This is a genomic window from Gluconobacter sphaericus NBRC 12467, assembly GCF_006539125.1.
GTDB lineage: Bacteria > Pseudomonadota > Alphaproteobacteria > Acetobacterales > Acetobacteraceae > Gluconobacter > Gluconobacter sphaericus.
Genome location: NZ_BJMK01000012.1, coordinates 36,658 through 51,647, shown reverse-complemented (window position 1 = coordinate 51,647; position 14,990 = coordinate 36,658). Strand labels below are relative to the sequence as shown.

Here is a 14,990-nt window from a genome sequence, read left to right as displayed (position 1 = left end):
CGAGCCCTCCACCTCTTTATGGAATGCCTTTTCCTGTAGATTACTCTGCAATGGGTTCAGAAGTTGGCGTTGATCCGTCCGTAGTAATACCCGCCTGTGATGGGAACCTGTAGCGAGAACTGATCGTAAATCTGGGCGCCGCGGGAGTTGTTGATCTGCGGAACACGACGGGGGCGGACGTTGAAGACGTTGTTCGCACCAATCGCCAGATGCCAGTGGCTGTTGAAGCGATAGCCGACTTCAATATCGGTAAGCCAGCGCGGCGTATTCTTGAACTGCGCAAAGCAACTGTTGGAATAGGCCAGCTTGCCGCCGCTCGGGCAGGTCAGCGTCTTGTCCGTCCAGTCAGAGTAAGTCAGCATGTCCGTGGTCTCGCCGTAACGGGTCTGGCGCACGTTGAGGTCCCATTTCCCAATCGTATAAAGCGCGTTCAGGATGATCTTGCTGCGCGGATAGGCGGTCGTGATGTAGCCTATGTTTTGCGCGTTCAGCAGCGGATTGCCGTTGGTGTCCGTTCCGTTGTGGTGCAGACGCGTCCGGTTCAGGTCCAACGCCATGCTGAGGTTCAGGTTTCCGGCATTGTGGAAGCGGAACATGTAGTCCGCCTTGATATCGAGACCCTGCGTGCGGGTGCTTGCACCATTGGTCATGTAATAGGCAGAGACATTGTCGAGAGTGATGCTGTTCAGAGGCAGGGAGTATCCCATGGCTTCGATGGCATCGACGGCGGGCTGACCGTTGACGGTACCACCGCCCACGATCCGGTCACGCAGATTGATCTGGTAGACATCCGCCTCGACATGGAAATTCCTTACGGGCTCCAGGACGATGCCGCCGCTGGCGCTGACGGAGCGTTCGGGCTTCAGGGCGCTGGCACCGAGGATACGGGCGGCCGTCGAGTTGACGGGGAGCAGGCCGGAGGCACCGGTCGGGTCCACGTTCATGGCGCTGTAGTGCTGTTCGGCCAGTGTGGGCGCGCGGAAGCCGGTGCTGATCGTGCCACGGATCGCGATGCGTTTGCTCACGTCATAGCGGGTCGAGACCTTGCCGTTTTCCGTGTTACCGACATCCGTGTAGTGCTCGAATCGTCCAGCAAAATCGAGATCCCAGTGCGGGAGCGGATGGAAGTCGCCATCGACATAGGCGGCCCAGATATCACGGCTCCAATTACCGGCGCTGTTGGGGCCAAGACCGGCATAGCCCTGCGTCCCGCCCAGTTCATAGGACGGCGGAGTGCCGGCCTTAATCTGATAGGTTTCGAGACGGTGCTCGCCACCAAAGGCCAGCGTCATCGGAACGGTATGAGCGATGTTGAACTGGCGGCGGAAGTCCAGATTATTGGTCCACTGCGCCATGCGATAGGTCTCGGCACGTGTCGAACTGGGCGACCAGCCGCAGCCATCGGTCGAATAATAGGATGATGTTGGATCGGTCGAGCAGGTGCTGGCGAGCATGCCTGTATTGGCGGTGTTCTTGTTGCCAATCTTGTTGCCATCGGCACCGTAAGTGGTGCTCAGATCCCAGTCGAACCCGAGAAAATTATCGCCCTTGAGGCCTAGAGTAGCAGCGTAGTCGTTCTCTTCCGACGTTTCGAGTGGGGAGAAGCCGGCCGGATACATGGTGGGCGCGATAACGGGCGTGCGATAGTTTTCATACGCTTCGCCATGGCGGTGCATATAGGTGATGAGGCCGTAGAAATTTACGCCTTCGGTAATGGTCTTGCCGAAATCGATGGCGAGGCTTTCGCGGGTTTCTTCGGGCGTGCTCATGATTTTATTGGAATCAGCAGGTACGTTCATCGCGTTCGGAACGACACCGTTATAATATCCCGTTGTGGTGGCATTGTTGGGCCAGCTTCCGATCAAGCGGTGGTCGCGTGCGCCGACGACCATGTGGTCAGTGTGGTAGACTTCACCGCTGATGTGCAGATAGCCGTCATTGCCCCATTTCACGCCGCCATCGGCATCCACCTTGTACTGCCAGCCGTCGCCGTTATAGGCGTTCGCGCCGGTCTGTACCGAAGTGTGCATGCCGTGAGCCTGCTTCTTGGTAATGATGTTCACCACGCCGGCAATGGCATCGGAGCCGTACATTGCGGCCGCGCCATCTTCCAGTACTTCGATATGGTCGATGGCGCTGGCGGGGATCGTGTTCAGATCAGCACCCGTGGAGCCGAACTGCGGGCCAGCATCGGCCGTGATGTTAGCGGTGTTGTGACGACGTTTACCATCCACCAGAACCAGGACTTCGTTAGGGCCTAGGCCGCGCATCTGGATGGAAGACGTCAGGGCAGAAGAATCCGCGCCCATGGCCTGTACGTTGATGGAGGCATAGGTCCGGGTTAGGGCATCCGCGACGTTCATCATGCCGGAATGACGCAGCGTTGCAGCCGAAATTACGCTGACAGGAGAAGAGCTTTCGCGGGCTTTGCGGTTGGTTGCATGGGTGCCGGTAGTGACGTTGATAGTCTCGGCTTCGCCCGTGAAATTGACGTCCGTCTTCTTCTTGCGAGGTGCTGCAACGGCAGATGTGGCCATCGCGGCCGCAGGATGGGCAGCACTGTGAGTGGCGCTGCTGGGTTTCATGCTGTGATGACGTGTGGCGGGAGGCGCTGTGGTGGTTGCGGCCAGGGCAGACATGCAGGGTATGACGGAAACTGCCGTCGTTACGAGTAGGGAGATACGATGCCGGGATTTCATTATTACTATCTATACCTCCATGATACGCCGCCCTTGGGTTCAGAGGGGGTTTTTGGATAGTAATTATAAAAATTCGTTACATGAAAGTAGCAAAAATGATTCCTGCAACAGATTTTTGATCCGTTGCAGAATAGCAACAAGATGTTTTTTCCCCAAAAAATGAGAAAAGAAATTCCAGAAGGAGTATGCTTTGAGAAACATATTCCTGATTGTGGGAATGGAATGAGCCAAGGGTATTATATAGAAGAGTATTTTGTTTCCTTAACGCACCAATATATCTCAATCATCCAGGCGGACCTTGCGGTTGCGTTTGATGCCGGCCCGATGTGATTTTCCGTCAAGGCGACGCTGCCGTGCTGCTCTGCCGGGACGGGTGGCCACGCGGAAAGTGGGGCGGTGAGCCGCCTTGCGGATCAGCTCTGCCAGGCGTTCGATGACGTCCTCACGGTTCCTCTGCTGTGTGCGAAAACGGCGACCCGTAATGATGATTTCGCCATTCTGAGTCGCACGGCAGCCTGCGAGTTCGATCAGGCGTGTTCGGATGCGGTCTGACAGGGCTGGAGAGCGTACGGCATCGAACCGGAGCTGTGCGGCAGTGGCCACCTTGTTGACGTTCTGCCCTCCCGGGCCGGAGGCGAGGATATAGGTGACTTTCAGTTCATCATCTTCAAGCTGGAGACCGGGAAGAATCTCGATGGGCATCTGTGTCTTCCTTCCGGGTTGAAAAAGGGGTGGCTACGGTCAGGACATGCAGGACGTCGCGCCCATAGCCTCTTTCCATGCGGGAGGCCATGGAGCGAGGTGTCGCGTTGTCAGGTGTATGGGGACGAAAGCCTGTTTTTTTCCGAATGACGAAGTTGACGCCATCATGGGTTGAGGGGTAGCCAGCGTGCAGATGAACCGGTAGCTCAGTTGGTAGAGCATTCGACTTTTAATAGGTTCTTCCTCTCTCTCCCAAGAAGCCACAGTAAACCTCGCATTGATGACCGCCGTGTGTTGAGCAACATCATTTTCGTGAACCTCAATGGGATGCGCCACAGAAGTACGGTCTACACAAGACGCTCTACGCACTGCACGACTTCAAGCCTGCAGCTAAAAAATGGTATCCAGGCCGCCTGATCGGTCGCACCAAAGGCGGTATGAATACCAAGCTCCATGCGGTCACCGATCAAAACGGACGACCGCTGAGCTTTTTCATGACTGCGGAACAGATCAGCGATTATACTGGTGCCGCTGCCTTGCTGGACAATCTTCCTGCAACACAATGGATGCTGGGAGATCGCGGGTAAGACGCCGACTGGTTCATGGACGCTCTGGAAGAGAAAGCTATAAAGCCCTGCTTTTCCATGAAATCCTCATTGGCTTTTGAGCGATAGGCCGTGTCGGCCCAGATGGTTGAGGTCGTATTGGTTTTATCCAGCCGTCCCTCTCGAAGATTCGCTTTCCCGGTGTTCGTGTTGCGCTGCTTTATCTTCCACCTCCCAATCAACACAAGAGTGATGGAATTACACAAAAAGCCTCAAAACCAGAGGGGTTCGAGCCCTCCACTTTATCGCGTAGACAGAGCCGTTTTTTTTGCAACTTTGCGCGCCTTGAAGCGCTCGAGACGCTCTTTCATCGCCATTTTTTCGTAGCGGATGCGCTGACGTATCCAGTTCAGCAGACCTGATGCTGTCAGCACCGCGATGCCAACGAAAGTCCAGCGGTCGAGCGGCTGTTTGAAGAGGAAATAGCTCAGCGCGACGCCCCAGGCCATCTGGCTATATTGCGGCAACGCCACGCGGTTTGCCGGTGCTCTGGCGGTTGCAAGCATCATGCAGAGCTGTCCGAGGGCGGCCAGGGAGCCGTAGCCGAACAGGTAGAACCAGATCTTTGTATTGGAAGGCCATGTAGCGTGGGCGAGCATGAGGAGACCGTTGCCGACCAGTGCGCCCATCAGGCTGGACCCGAAGAGCGACAGGCGCACGGTTTCCTTGCTGGCGATCCGGTAGGCGATCACGCTACCCGCATTGGCGCAGGCTGCCAGAAGCGCGCAGAGATGGCCTAGGTTGAGCGGGCGCATTCCCGGACGCAGCACGATAAGAACGCCCGTAAAGCCCAAAACAACCGCAAGCCACGCCCAAAACGTCACCTTCTCCCTGAGCAGCACGACGGAGAGGATCGTGACGAACAGCGGCATTAGAAAGGTAATCGACAGGGCCTCGGGCATCGAGAGCAGCATGAAGGCTTCGACGCTGGCAGCCGTGGCGACGAAAACGCAGACGGCCCGCAGAAGCCACATGCCGCGAAGCTTCGGGCGCACGACGTCTAGGTAGGATTCGTTTGATTTACGGATGAAGGGAAGAATGAGGAACCCGAACACCCCGCCAAAAAACGCAACCTCGAAAGGATCGAGACTCCCGTCCAGCAGTTTGGAAAAGGCGTCGCTGATAGCGAACGCGGAGTATGCTCCGAAGGCCAGGGCCATTCCGGAGAAGAGGGTTTTGGTGTCCATAAGACTCGGGGACTCTGACGGGAGAGAGAAGGAATCGTGCCGAAAAAATAACCCTGTGCCCTCTGAACGCATGACAGAGCGTTCGGACCTGAAAAGGGCATCGGTAATTGCGGTCAGGCTTCTTAGAAGAAGTATTATGGAAATTCAAACCCGTTTCCGGGACTTCGAATATTTTCTTTGACAGTTACGGTATAGATTAAATTATAACATTATTTTATTTATTAATAACAATTATATTGTTATTAATGCGGAACAGGGAGTGGTTCGGATAAATTGAAGAAATCGACTCTGGTGTTCCTGTTCGTTATAGAGGCCGCACTCTTTTCAATGTGATTTTCAGGGAAGCGATCTGTGCAGTGCGAATGGCGTAGGTCTTACGACAGGCTGGTTCCGATGCTGATCAAGGAGCATTTCGGAGATCCGGGTGTGATGACCCGGCAGTTTCCCTACATGAAATCGACATTCCTCTGGAAAGGGGATGATTTCATCCTCACGCCCGACGCGCTCGCCAATCCGAAGAATAAATATCATGGGCTTGAGCGGCTGGCGCTGCAGCATCATGAAGCCGGGGAGTGGCGGCTGGCCGGGGAATACTGGCTGATTGCGGCGGGTTGGCGCAAGAACATGATGGACCCGGCCGACGAGCGGCATGTGGAAGCTTTGCAGCTCGCCCTGCGCCATGTCGAATATGACAGGGCGCTGGCAGACTGGAAAAAGAAGAAGCTCAGCCGCAACGCCATGCCCTATCCCAGCCAGTTCGGACTTTCCGACGACTGAGACCGGGATCTGCCGGGCTCTATGAATTGAAAACCTGCTGATAGAAAGCGAGTTCCCGTTGCAGGGCGTCTTCTATGGTTTCGCGGGCGCGGAAGCCATGGGCTTCCTCCGGATAGACGTGCAGGGCGGAATGTTCGAGTTTTGTGCGCATGGACTCCGCCTGTGACAGGGGGACGACCTTATCTGCGCCGCCATGCAGGAACAGGACGGGAACGGAAATTCCGCCTGCCTGCGTGATGGGAGAACGTTTCAGATACACCGCCTCGTCTTCGGGATAGGGGCCGATCAGGCCGTCCAGATAGCGGGCTTCGAATTTGTGGGTTTCTTCAGCGAGAGCGCGCAGATCCGTGACGCCATAGAGGGACGTTCCGGCAGCGAAGAGGTCTGACTGTGCAAGAGCCCCCAGGACAGTCAGGCCGCCGGCGCTGCTGCCGCGGATGACGCAGCGGGCTGGGTCGGCGAGGCCGCGGTCGAGAACGGCCTTCACGCCGGCGAGACAGTCTTCGATATCCGCGACGCCCCACTGCCCGTCCAATGCTTCACGATAAGCACGGCCGAAGCCGGTTGAGCCGCGATAATTGACGTCGAGGACGGCGAAACTGCGCGAGGTCCACCACTGAACCTTGAAGGCGAAGGACGGATTGGCGCGGCCGGTCGGGCCGCCATGCGCCATGACGACGAGTGGGGGTTTTTCTCCTTCCCGCAACGCGCTGGTGCTGCTGGCTGGGGCGTAGAACAGGGCGTGGGCCTGTGCGCCGTTGGTGGTCGGAAAGGTCAGGGGTGTGGGAGTTGCGATATCGGCTTTCGTAACACCGGGCGGGAGTGTGACGCTATTGCGGAAGCGGTCGCAGGGCTCGCCAATGCGGCCTGTGGCGATGGCTGCTGGGGCATCGGCGGGGGAGTCGATCCAGGCGAAACGTCCGTCTTCGAGCGGTTGCGGGACGTTGACGGGGGTGCCGAGGGAGACATCCGTCCAGCAGCCGTTGTCTTCCAGCAGGACGTGATTGAGGCCGTGGCGGATGCCGAGGGCCAGCAGGCGGTTTCCGGGCAGGGGCGCCATGCTGCGCTGTCCGAATACCCAGTGCGGCAGGCCGATTTCGGCATTGGCGCCGTCTAGGGAGTGGGGATGCCAGTCTGTATCGTCATGGGAAAAGCGGATGGGGGTCCAGCGGCCCGAGGCGTCGGACGTTGCGTAGAGCGTGCAGTCAGGGGACCAGCAGGGTTCGATGATGCTGCATGGTTCGGGCCCGGTCAGGTCGGTGACGGGGCCGAGCGTGCCGGTTGTGCGATCAAAGGGGGCGACGCAGAGGGTTGTGACGGTCCAGGGCATGGCCGGGTCGTTCCAGCTGAACCATGCGAGGAAGCTTCCGTCGGGTGAGGGGCGGGGGGCGGCGTAGAAATCCGCCCCTTCCGCCAGAACGGTTTCGCGTCCGTCAGAACGAACATGGACGAGAGCTGCGGCGGGCACGCCCTCACCATGAGCTTCGCGGACACAGAATACGGCGTCGGATGTGGGATCGAAGGTGAGATCAGCGTAGCGGTGTTCGGGGGTTTCGCCAGCTTCGGCCCATTGCGTGGCGGTGGCGCCATCGCTGAACCAGACCCCACCGCGTTTGCGATCACTGAAAACGACCTGCGGGACACCCTTCTTCAGGCGCACATTCCATGCGCCGCCGCCATATTCGTGCACGCGGGTGCCGACCGAGTAGCCGGGCGGGATCAGGTCGTGGATCTTTCCGTCCGGATTACGGCCCGTGATGACGGAGCGGCCCTGTTCATCCGGGCGGCTTTCGAGCCAGAAGGTCCAGTTCCCAGCAGTGCGGAGTTCGGAGAACGACAGCGTGCGACCCGCCACCAGTTCGGGCGTCACCCAGGACGGCCAGTTTCCCGATACAGAAGGGTTGGCTATGGGGGAAGGCGATGTCGTCATTTCTCATCCTGTCTCCGATGCCGTAGTATCGTAGCCGGTGGCACTCTCTTCCGCCACAGCTTGAACAGGACCAGGACACTGTTTCATCTCAGTCATTTTCTCGATCACATGCTGGTGCAGTATGGCTATGGCGTCGTCGGCATCACCGTCATGTTCGAGAGCATGGGCCTTCCTCTTCCGGCAGAAAGCGTCATCATCGCCGCTTCGCTCTACGCGGGTAGCACCCATCATCTGGAAATCCGCTGGATCGCGCTCGCGGCCGTCCTTGGCGCCATCATGGGCGACAATATCGGCTATCTGATCGGCCATCACTTCGGTTACGGCATTCTGAAAAAGCACGGCCAGAAAGTCGGTCTGACCGAAGAGCGGCTGATGCTGGGGCGGTATCTGTTCCGCAGGCATGGCGGGATCGTCGTGTTTCTGGGGCGTTTCGTCGCGGTGCTGCGCGTGTTCGTGGCATTGCTGGCAGGAGCGAACCGGATGCCCTGGCATTCGTTCCTATTTTTCAATGCACTCGGTGGCATCTGCTGGGCCGGTGGCTATGCCTTTGTGACCTATGAGCTTGGCAAGCAGATCGAGAAAATCACCGGGCCGGTCGGGATCGCCATGGCGGTCGTGGGAGTCTGCTGTCTGATCGGGGCGCTCGTTTTTCTCAAGAAGAACGAGAAGCGCCTGACGGATGAGGCGCTCCGGCAGGCCGAGGAAGACGAAAAGCGCGATGAATCGCGTGTGGACAAGAAACCGAGCTGACACAGACTGGAAGGACAGACGTCATGACACAGCCCGCCGCTCCCGCATGGTCCACGGACTCTCTTGAACGTCTGGACGGAAAGACGGCGCTCATCACCGGATCGACCGGGGGACTGGGGTTCGAGGTCGCCTGCGGGCTGGCGAAACAGGGCGCTGCAATCGTGCTGAGCGGTCGCAGTCATGACAAGGGACAGGCGGCGCTAGCACGGCTTCATGAGCGCGTGCCGTTCGTCAAAGCGCGGTTCGAACTGCTGGATCTAGCGTCTCTGGCCGGGATCGAGGCGTTTGCGTCCGCGATGCGCAGCCGGGGCGAGCCGATCCATCTTCTGGCGAACAATGCTGGGGTCATGGGGCCTGCAACGCGTCTGACGACGAAAGACGGATTCGAATTGCAGTTCGGCACCAACCATCTCGGACATTTCGCTCTGACCGGACGGCTGCTGCCATTACTGGCGGCGGGAAATGCAACGGTCATGACGGTGGCGTCTCTGGCGGCGCTGAAGGGGGAACTCCCGTTCGGTGATCTGAATGCGCGTCATTCCTACAATCCGATGGTGCGGTATCGTCAGAGCAAGCTGTCCAACCTGCTGTTTGCGCTCGAACTGAGCCGCCGGTCCGCTAAAGCGCCCTGGCCCATCCACTCGCGTGCGGCGCATCCAGGCTGGGCGGCAAGCGATATTGTCGCAAATAACGGCAATCTGGACCAATCCACGAACAAGGCCGCGCGGTTCATGCGTAGTCTGGCGCGCAGTGTCGCCGGGCCGGTGTTTCACGCCATGGGGCAAACCGTCGAGGAAGGCGCGTGGCCGCTGCTCTATGCCCTTGCCAGCCCGCAGGCGCGTGACGGCAGCTATTACGGTCCGCAGGGACCGGGGGAGCGCCGTGGTGTTCCGGGAATTGCGGGGCTTCCGGCTCTGGCGCATGTACCCGAACTGGCCGCGCGTCTGTGGACCGTCTCGGAACAAATGACCGGCGTGAAATACGGCCTGATCTGAAAGTCAAAAAAGTTTTTGGTGAAGCTTTTTTCAAAAAGCTTCAAAGACCGTCACCTTTTTGAAAAAAGGCGACACCCAAAAACTTTTATTCGGGATCTTTCTCAAGGGCGGACGATGATCATGATGACGATGACCATCATCAGGATGGTGGGGACTTCGTTGGCGATGCGGTAGAATTTTTCCTGGTGCTGGTTGCGGTCTTCGGCGAAACCGCGACGCCATGTTCCGCAGGCACCGTGAAATCCTGCGAGACCGAAGACGCAGATCAGCTTCGTCCACCACCAGCTCGCATTCCAGTCGATCAGTCCGGGAATGGAGGCCAGGGCACCGCCTGCGAGGAACGTCACGATCATGGCGGGCGTCATGATCTGGCGCAGAAGCTTGCGCTCCATGACCTTGAACCGCTCGCTCTCGTCAGAACCCGGTACCACCTGACAGTGATAGACATACAGACGCGGGAGATAAAATGTCCCGGCCATCCAAGCGATGAACGCCATGATGTGCAGGGACAGGATCCAGCTCTGATACGTCGCGAGAAAGTCAGTCATGCGGGTTTCTGGCTTTCCAGCGTCCGGCGGAGCAGCGGTACCAGCTCGTCCAGATGGGCGATACGGACCGAACCTTCGACGGGCCAGAAGGGCGGGGCAGGCATGTCTTTGGGGCGAAGAAGCACACAGGCCATGCCAGCCTTCCAGGCGGCTTCTGCTCCAGTATCGCTGTCTTCGATCACAACACAGTTTTCTGGCAGGATGCCTTCGGCTTTTGCAGCGTACAGATAGACATCCGGTGCAGGCTTCGGGCATCCCATATCATTGGCGGAATGTACGCGGTTTTCCGGGAAATACTGCGACATTTCGGTACGATCGAACTTGGCGTCCATCTCCCGGATGGAAGAATTCGAGCCAACCCGGACCGGCATTCCCAAAGCCCGCATATCTGTCAGCATTTTGAGCGCTCCACCTACAGGTTCTGCGATTTTTTGCATCATCTGTACGAGATTTTCGCGCAGTTTGAATGCCGTTTCATCGGGCAAGGAATGGCCAAGTTCCTGCTCGAGTTCTTTCACGACCTGCGGCAACGCCATGCCCGCGAAGCGCTTATGCGCCTCGTCGTCCGAAATGGGCACCCCCTTGGAGCGGGCGAATTCCGCCGTAGCCCGGCAGGAGGGGCCTTCGCTGTCCACGAGGACGCCGTCACAATCGAAAATGACCAGTTTCAGTTGGCCTGCTGGGTCCAGAGCGGTGGTCATACGGAGCGTACCGCCTCAACGAGGGCTGCAACATTTTCGGGCGGCGTGTGCTGCATGACACCATGTCCGAGGTTGAAAACATGAGGTTTTCCGCGCATCGCGTCCCGGATAGCCTGGGCTTCACGGATCATTTTCTCACCGCCAGAGAACAGGATCATTGGATCCATATTGCCCTGAAGCGTCAGGCCGGGGACGGCTTTGGCCAGCAGTTCGGAGATCTGTGCCGGATCGGCGACCGTGTCGAGCGCCAGCGTGTTAATGCCGGTTTTCTGCGCATATTCCCGGACCATGATACCGCCAAGGCGCGGGAAACCGATGATCGGAGTCTTGGGATGACGGGTGCGGATGTACTCGACAATCTGGCGTGTCGGCTCGATCACGTAGCGACGGAAGGCGGAGGGCGGCAGAATCCCTGCCCAGGAATCGAACAGCATCACGGCTTCTGCGCCTGCTTCGATCTGGCCACAGAGCATCTCGGCGGTACTCGAGGTCAGGGTGTCGATCAGGCGATCAAACAGGCCTGGGTTGGTCTGCATCATGCGGCGGGTTTCGGCAAAATCCCGCGATCCACCGCCCTCAACCATGTAGCAGGCGACCGTGAACGGGCTGCCTGCGAAGCCCAGAAGCGTGGTAACGTCGGGAAGCTCTTTGGCGAGGCGGGACAAGGTCTCGCGCACTGGTGCGACGGCGTCCTGTACGCGTTTTGGATCGAGCCGGGCGAGGTCGGCTTCGGAGCGGATGGCGCCAAGAACGGGACCCCGACCGTCAATAAATTCAAGGGACTGACCCATGGCCCAAGGCAAGATCAGAATGTCGGAAAAAAGGATGGCGCCGTCCATGCCGTAGCGACGGATCGGCTGGATCGTCAGCTCGGTGGCCATGTCCGGGGTCATGCATCGGGTCAGAAAATCGGCGCGGTCACGCATGGCGCGAAATTCGGGGAGATAGCGGCCTGCCTGACGCATGAGCCAGACCGGAGGTGGCCAGACAGCTTCACCACGGAGAGCCCGCAGAAGCGGTTTTGATGAGAGTGAGGAAGGTGCGTTTTCCGAAATCATGCCGCCCACTAATCATAAAAGAAAAAAGAAAGAAATGCTGGAGGTTAAGATGAACCCTGTGGATACTGGGGTACCCGGCTTTCTGAAAATGTACCCCATCTTGTTCACACTGTGTACAACTCTGGAGGCCGCAGTTTGCATGGGAGTCGCGGATTCAATCCCGAATTGCCCACAGAGAGGCTGTGTACAACCCCCAGTTCCGGCTGGTGTATCGTATAATCCACGGTACTCGGTACTCCTTTCGTAAGGGCAGGTACTATCCCCATGTACCCCAGTACTGACGCAATCTCTTCACCGAGTGATCCGCAGTACTCGTCCCCATTCCAACAGTCGATAGTACGGAGTCGTACTTCATGACCTCTTTCAGTACTTCCCTCATTCTTGCCAGTGGCTCTTCAGCCCGGCGCACGCTGCTTGAAAATGCGGGCTTGGTCGTACAGACCAGACCGGTCGACCTCGACGAGGAGACGCTGCGGCAGTCCTGTGAAGAGCAGGGGCATACGCTTTCTCAAACGGCGATTGCCTTGGCGGATGCAAAAGCGAACCTTGCGACACGGGATATGGGCTTTGATGAGCTCACGGTTGCGGCTGACCAGATCCTTGATCTGGATGGAGTGGCGTTTGCCAAGCCCGGGTCTGTGGTAGAAGCGGCGGAGCATCTGCGTCGTCTGCGGGGGCAGACGCATGTCCTACGCACGGCTGTCGTTCTCTATAAGGGGGGCGAGAAAATCTGGGAGCATCTGGCGTCGCCGCGGTTGACGATGCGGAATTTCTCTGAGGATTTTCTGAAGGTCTATCTGGAGAGGGAAGGCTTGGCGATCCTGTCTTGTGTAGGGGCGTATCGGCTTGAAGGCCCGGGGATACAGCTTTTTTCGGCTGTTGAAGGCACGCAGGATGCGGTGATGGGACTACCGCTGTTGCCGCTGCTGGAGGAACTGCGGGAACTGAAGGTCCTTGTGGTCTAAAAAATCTGTTTTTCGGGCTTGTCAGGGCGAAATCATGACGATATACCGCCCTCATCCGGCACCGTCCCAAAGGGGCCGTTTGAAACATGTGGGGCCATAGCTCAGTTGGGAGAGCGCCTGAATGGCATTCAGGAGGTCGTCGGTTCGATCCCGATTGGCTCCACCAGTTTTACTTTTCCCCGAAATTTAAATCTTTGTTTCAGTTTCGTTTTAGCGGATCGCAACTTTTTGATGCGGGCATTTTAGCTCCCATACGGCAGTCGGGTGCAGACCGGAATTCAACATGCCTCCTTTCATGGATTCTGACCAGAGAGCTCTGTGAAACGACCGGTTTGATGCGTCTGGTAAGGCGAGCGTTTCGTAAGTGCTAGCCAGTTCATTTTACCATAATCTATGGTGCGGCGCGGGAGTTCTGCTGAGACGATAAGGATGGACCTGCTGTCTACCTATGTTAGCGTAACCTCAGGGGCGGTATGAATTCTGGCAGGTGCTGCCCTGAACGTTCTCTGAAGGAGAAATACGGTGCGTTACTCAAACGGTATTTTCGCGTTTCTTGCAGCGGCTGGTCTCGTTGTGTCGTCGGCGCATGCTCAGTCCATTCCGGGCGTTGGTAGTGCGGGCAATGCCATGAGCGGCATGTCGGGCATGAGTGGCATGACCGATGGCACCGGCATGATGAGCAGCATGCTGCCGAATATCTCTTCCGCCAGTACGGGCAATGTCGCCGGTGTTCTGACCTATTGTGTGCAGAATAACTATCTGAGCGGCAGCGGCGCGACCTCGGCTCTGAGTAGCCTGACCGGCAAGCAGGGTGTGACGTCGTCCAGCGATTACAAGGCTGGTCAGCAGGGGCAGCTTCTGACTGGGGGCAGCAATGCGTTCTCGCTATCGAGCCTGAAGGGGCAGATGAAGCAAAAAGTCTGCAACATGGTCCTCAGTCACGCGAAGAATTTGCTCTGAGGCATCCGTGTTCCGGTTGCTCGCGTTCGCGACCGTCCGGTTTTGGATGGTTTAAAGCGGTTTGACGAGATCGGCCGTGATGCCGTTCGTCGCAGTCAGGGCATCCTGGGGTGAAAGCTCGATGAGGAGACCCTGATTTCCGCCGTTGATGACGACGGGTGGGCCGTCCATGCCGCATTGTTCGAAGGCGGTGGGGACGGTGCTGCGCTGTCCGAAGGGACTGACGCCGCCGATGCGGTAGCCAGTGCGCTGTTCGGCATCGGGGCGCGAGAGCATCTTGGCTTTCCGGCCGCCGAAGGCCTGCGCCACGCGGGCGAAATCCAGTTCGCGGTCTGCGGGAAGCACGACGCAGGCAGGGCGGCCGTCGATCTGCACCATCAGGGTCTTGAGGACATGATCTGGCGACAGGCCGAGTGCTGCGGCTGCGGCCACACCGAGTTTTCCGGCCGAGGGATCGTAATCATAGACATGGCGTTCATAGGAAATGCTGAGAGCGTCCAGTGTCAGGGTCGCGGATGTGTCCTGCACGCTTGTCCTCCTGTCCTGTGTGGCCATCTTGAAGGGGGCAGGATGGCAGGCGCGGGCGTCCGATGCTAGGGTCAAGACCATGATTCAACAGCGTTGTGTCCGTAAACATGGCTGCTAGTCTGCTGGCCTGCATGCTGGCTTCGGCCCTGCATTACAGGCTGCCGCCGCGCATTCTGCCTGCGATCCAGCGGGTCGAGGGCGGGACGATGGGTCATGTCAGCACGAATACGGACGGGTCGGTTGATATCGGGCTCATGCAGATCAATTCGCGCTGGATTTTGCCCATCGCGTCCATGATCCATCAGCCTGTGCCGCAGGTTGCGGCGCGACTGGCGCTTGATCCGTGTTTCAACATTGCGGCGGCGGCCATGATCCTGCGCAGGGCGCTGGATGACGAGCATGGCAATCTGATGAAGGCAATCGGGGATTATCATTCCCGGACGTTGCCGCTCAATCTGGATTACCAGCGTAAGGTGGTGGCTGCTGCGGCGGCGCTTTATCTGCGTCGGGGATAAGACGGTCCGGTGAGGATGGTCAGGCCGTAAATGTTACTTTATAACACCAAGGTCTTGACCCCTGCCCTGA

14 protein-coding genes, 1 tRNA gene and 2 pseudogenes are annotated in these 14,990 nt (G+C 58.1%); 8 read left to right on the top strand and 9 right to left on the bottom strand.

Features of this window, described 5'->3' with window-relative positions; translation table 11 throughout:
• Nucleotides 1–56: 56 nt before the first annotated feature.
• Together GSP01_RS09150 and arfB are read right to left on the bottom strand one after the other, a co-directional pair.
• Nucleotides 57–2,699, bottom strand: a complete 2,643-nt coding sequence (locus GSP01_RS09150; protein WP_141352868.1) for a TonB-dependent receptor plug domain-containing protein — start codon at nt 2,697–2,699, stop codon at nt 57–59.
• Nucleotides 2,700–2,978: 279 nt separating this feature from the next.
• On the bottom strand, nt 2,979–3,401 hold the full coding sequence (gene arfB, locus GSP01_RS09145) for an alternative ribosome rescue aminoacyl-tRNA hydrolase ArfB (RefSeq protein ID WP_141352866.1): 423 nt from the start codon (nt 3,399–3,401) through the stop codon (nt 2,979–2,981).
• A gap of 210 nt (nt 3,402–3,611) precedes the next feature.
• On the opposite strand from arfB, the pseudogene GSP01_RS09140 reads away from it, so the two are divergent.
• A pseudogene (locus tag GSP01_RS09140) lies at nt 3,612–4,057 on the top strand (transposase); the annotation flags it as partial.
• Here the strand turns inward: GSP01_RS09140 and GSP01_RS09135 are convergent.
• Nucleotides 4,024–4,140 (bottom strand): annotated as a pseudogene (locus GSP01_RS09135) (IS5/IS1182 family transposase); the annotation flags it as partial. The pseudogenes GSP01_RS09140 and GSP01_RS09135 overlap by 34 nt on opposite strands.
• Nucleotides 4,141–4,248: 108 nt before the next feature.
• Nucleotides 4,249–5,193, bottom strand: a complete 945-nt coding sequence (locus GSP01_RS09130; protein WP_228123956.1) for a DMT family transporter — start codon at nt 5,191–5,193, stop codon at nt 4,249–4,251.
• 393 nt (nt 5,194–5,586) lie between these two features.
• On the opposite strand from GSP01_RS09130, the gene GSP01_RS09125 reads away from it, so the two are divergent.
• Nucleotides 5,587–5,970: a hypothetical protein gene (locus GSP01_RS09125; RefSeq protein ID WP_174787581.1), complete on the top strand. Its 384-nt coding sequence runs from the start codon at nt 5,587–5,589 to the stop codon at nt 5,968–5,970.
• 19 nt (nt 5,971–5,989) lie between these two features.
• Here GSP01_RS09125 and GSP01_RS09120 read toward each other — a convergent pair whose 3' ends face one another.
• The gene (locus tag GSP01_RS09120; protein WP_141352864.1) at nt 5,990–7,900 is read right to left on the bottom strand and encodes a prolyl oligopeptidase family serine peptidase; all 1,911 of its coding nucleotides are present in this window, start codon (nt 7,898–7,900) and stop codon (nt 5,990–5,992) included.
• A gap of 150 nt (nt 7,901–8,050) precedes the next feature.
• Here GSP01_RS09120 and GSP01_RS09115 point away from each other — a divergent pair, with 150 nt between their 5' ends.
• Together GSP01_RS09115 and GSP01_RS09110 are read left to right on the top strand one after the other, a co-directional pair.
• Complete coding sequence (locus GSP01_RS09115; RefSeq protein ID WP_174787583.1) at nt 8,051–8,650, top strand: DedA family protein; 600 nt, start codon at nt 8,051–8,053, stop codon at nt 8,648–8,650.
• Nucleotides 8,651–8,673: 23 nt separating this feature from the next.
• On the top strand, nt 8,674–9,645 hold the full coding sequence (locus GSP01_RS09110; RefSeq protein ID WP_141352862.1) for an SDR family oxidoreductase: 972 nt from the start codon (nt 8,674–8,676) through the stop codon (nt 9,643–9,645).
• A 101-nt stretch (nt 9,646–9,746) separates the two neighbouring features.
• On the opposite strand, the gene hemJ is transcribed toward GSP01_RS09110, so the two are convergent.
• From hemJ to hemE, 3 genes are read right to left on the bottom strand one after another with little or no spacing between them, the layout of a single operon-like run.
• A complete protein-coding gene (hemJ, locus tag GSP01_RS09105) occupies nt 9,747–10,193 on the bottom strand; it encodes a protoporphyrinogen oxidase HemJ (protein ID WP_141352860.1) in 447 nt (148 codons plus the stop codon).
• Nucleotides 10,190–10,894, bottom strand: a complete 705-nt coding sequence (locus GSP01_RS09100; RefSeq protein ID WP_141352858.1) for an HAD family hydrolase — start codon at nt 10,892–10,894, stop codon at nt 10,190–10,192. The genes hemJ and GSP01_RS09100 overlap by 4 nt, the downstream gene beginning before the upstream one ends.
• Entirely contained in the window at nt 10,891–11,952 is a 1,062-nt protein-coding gene (hemE, locus tag GSP01_RS09095) for a uroporphyrinogen decarboxylase (protein WP_141352856.1), read from the bottom strand. The genes GSP01_RS09100 and hemE overlap by 4 nt, the downstream gene beginning before the upstream one ends.
• Before the next feature lie 353 nt (nt 11,953–12,305).
• Here hemE and GSP01_RS09090 point away from each other — a divergent pair, with 353 nt between their 5' ends.
• The 3 genes from GSP01_RS09090 to GSP01_RS09080 all read left to right on the top strand — a co-directional run bounded on the left by GSP01_RS09090 (nt 12,306) and on the right by GSP01_RS09080 (nt 13,877).
• Complete coding sequence (locus tag GSP01_RS09090) at nt 12,306–12,917, top strand: Maf family protein (RefSeq protein ID WP_141352854.1); 612 nt, start codon at nt 12,306–12,308, stop codon at nt 12,915–12,917.
• 90 nt (nt 12,918–13,007) lie between these two features.
• A tRNA-Ala gene (locus tag GSP01_RS09085) sits at nt 13,008–13,083 on the top strand.
• Nucleotides 13,084–13,439: 356 nt separating this feature from the next.
• On the top strand, nt 13,440–13,877 hold the full coding sequence (locus tag GSP01_RS09080; protein WP_255320888.1) for a YjjA family protein: 438 nt from the start codon (nt 13,440–13,442) through the stop codon (nt 13,875–13,877).
• Nucleotides 13,878–13,928: 51 nt separating this feature from the next.
• Here the strand turns inward: GSP01_RS09080 and GSP01_RS09075 are convergent, their stop codons facing one another.
• Complete coding sequence (locus tag GSP01_RS09075) at nt 13,929–14,432, bottom strand: YbaK/EbsC family protein (RefSeq protein ID WP_141352876.1); 504 nt, start codon at nt 14,430–14,432, stop codon at nt 13,929–13,931.
• An 80-nt stretch (nt 14,433–14,512) separates the two neighbouring features.
• On the opposite strand from GSP01_RS09075, the gene GSP01_RS09070 reads away from it, so the two are divergent.
• On the top strand, nt 14,513–14,920 hold the full coding sequence (locus GSP01_RS09070; RefSeq protein ID WP_141352852.1) for a lytic transglycosylase domain-containing protein: 408 nt from the start codon (nt 14,513–14,515) through the stop codon (nt 14,918–14,920).
• Nucleotides 14,921–14,990 lie beyond the last annotated feature (70 nt).

Bases quoted from the DNA above. Each gene is read 5' to 3' on its own strand.
- GSP01_RS09150 (WP_141352868.1), bottom strand. From the start codon at position 2,699: ATGAAATCCCGGCATCGTATCTCCCTACTCGTAACGACGGCAGTTTCC.
- arfB (WP_141352866.1), bottom strand. From the start codon at position 3,401: ATGCCCATCGAGATTCTTCCCGGTCTCCAGCTTGAAGATGATGAACTG.
- GSP01_RS09130 (WP_228123956.1), bottom strand. From the start codon at position 5,193: ATGGACACCAAAACCCTCTTCTCCGGAATGGCCCTGGCCTTCGGAGCA.
- GSP01_RS09125 (WP_174787581.1), top strand. From the start codon at position 5,587: ATGCTGATCAAGGAGCATTTCGGAGATCCGGGTGTGATGACCCGGCAG.
- GSP01_RS09120 (WP_141352864.1), bottom strand. From the start codon at position 7,900: ATGACGACATCGCCTTCCCCCATAGCCAACCCTTCTGTATCGGGAAAC.
- GSP01_RS09115 (WP_174787583.1), top strand. From the start codon at position 8,051: ATGTTCGAGAGCATGGGCCTTCCTCTTCCGGCAGAAAGCGTCATCATC.
- GSP01_RS09110 (WP_141352862.1), top strand. From the start codon at position 8,674: ATGACACAGCCCGCCGCTCCCGCATGGTCCACGGACTCTCTTGAACGT.
- hemJ (WP_141352860.1), bottom strand. From the start codon at position 10,193: ATGACTGACTTTCTCGCGACGTATCAGAGCTGGATCCTGTCCCTGCAC.
- GSP01_RS09100 (WP_141352858.1), bottom strand. From the start codon at position 10,894: ATGACCACCGCTCTGGACCCAGCAGGCCAACTGAAACTGGTCATTTTC.
- hemE (WP_141352856.1), bottom strand. From the start codon at position 11,952: ATGATTTCGGAAAACGCACCTTCCTCACTCTCATCAAAACCGCTTCTG.
- GSP01_RS09090 (WP_141352854.1), top strand. From the start codon at position 12,306: ATGACCTCTTTCAGTACTTCCCTCATTCTTGCCAGTGGCTCTTCAGCC.
- GSP01_RS09075 (WP_141352876.1), bottom strand. From the start codon at position 14,432: ATGGCCACACAGGACAGGAGGACAAGCGTGCAGGACACATCCGCGACC.
- GSP01_RS09070 (WP_141352852.1), top strand. From the start codon at position 14,513: ATGGCTGCTAGTCTGCTGGCCTGCATGCTGGCTTCGGCCCTGCATTAC.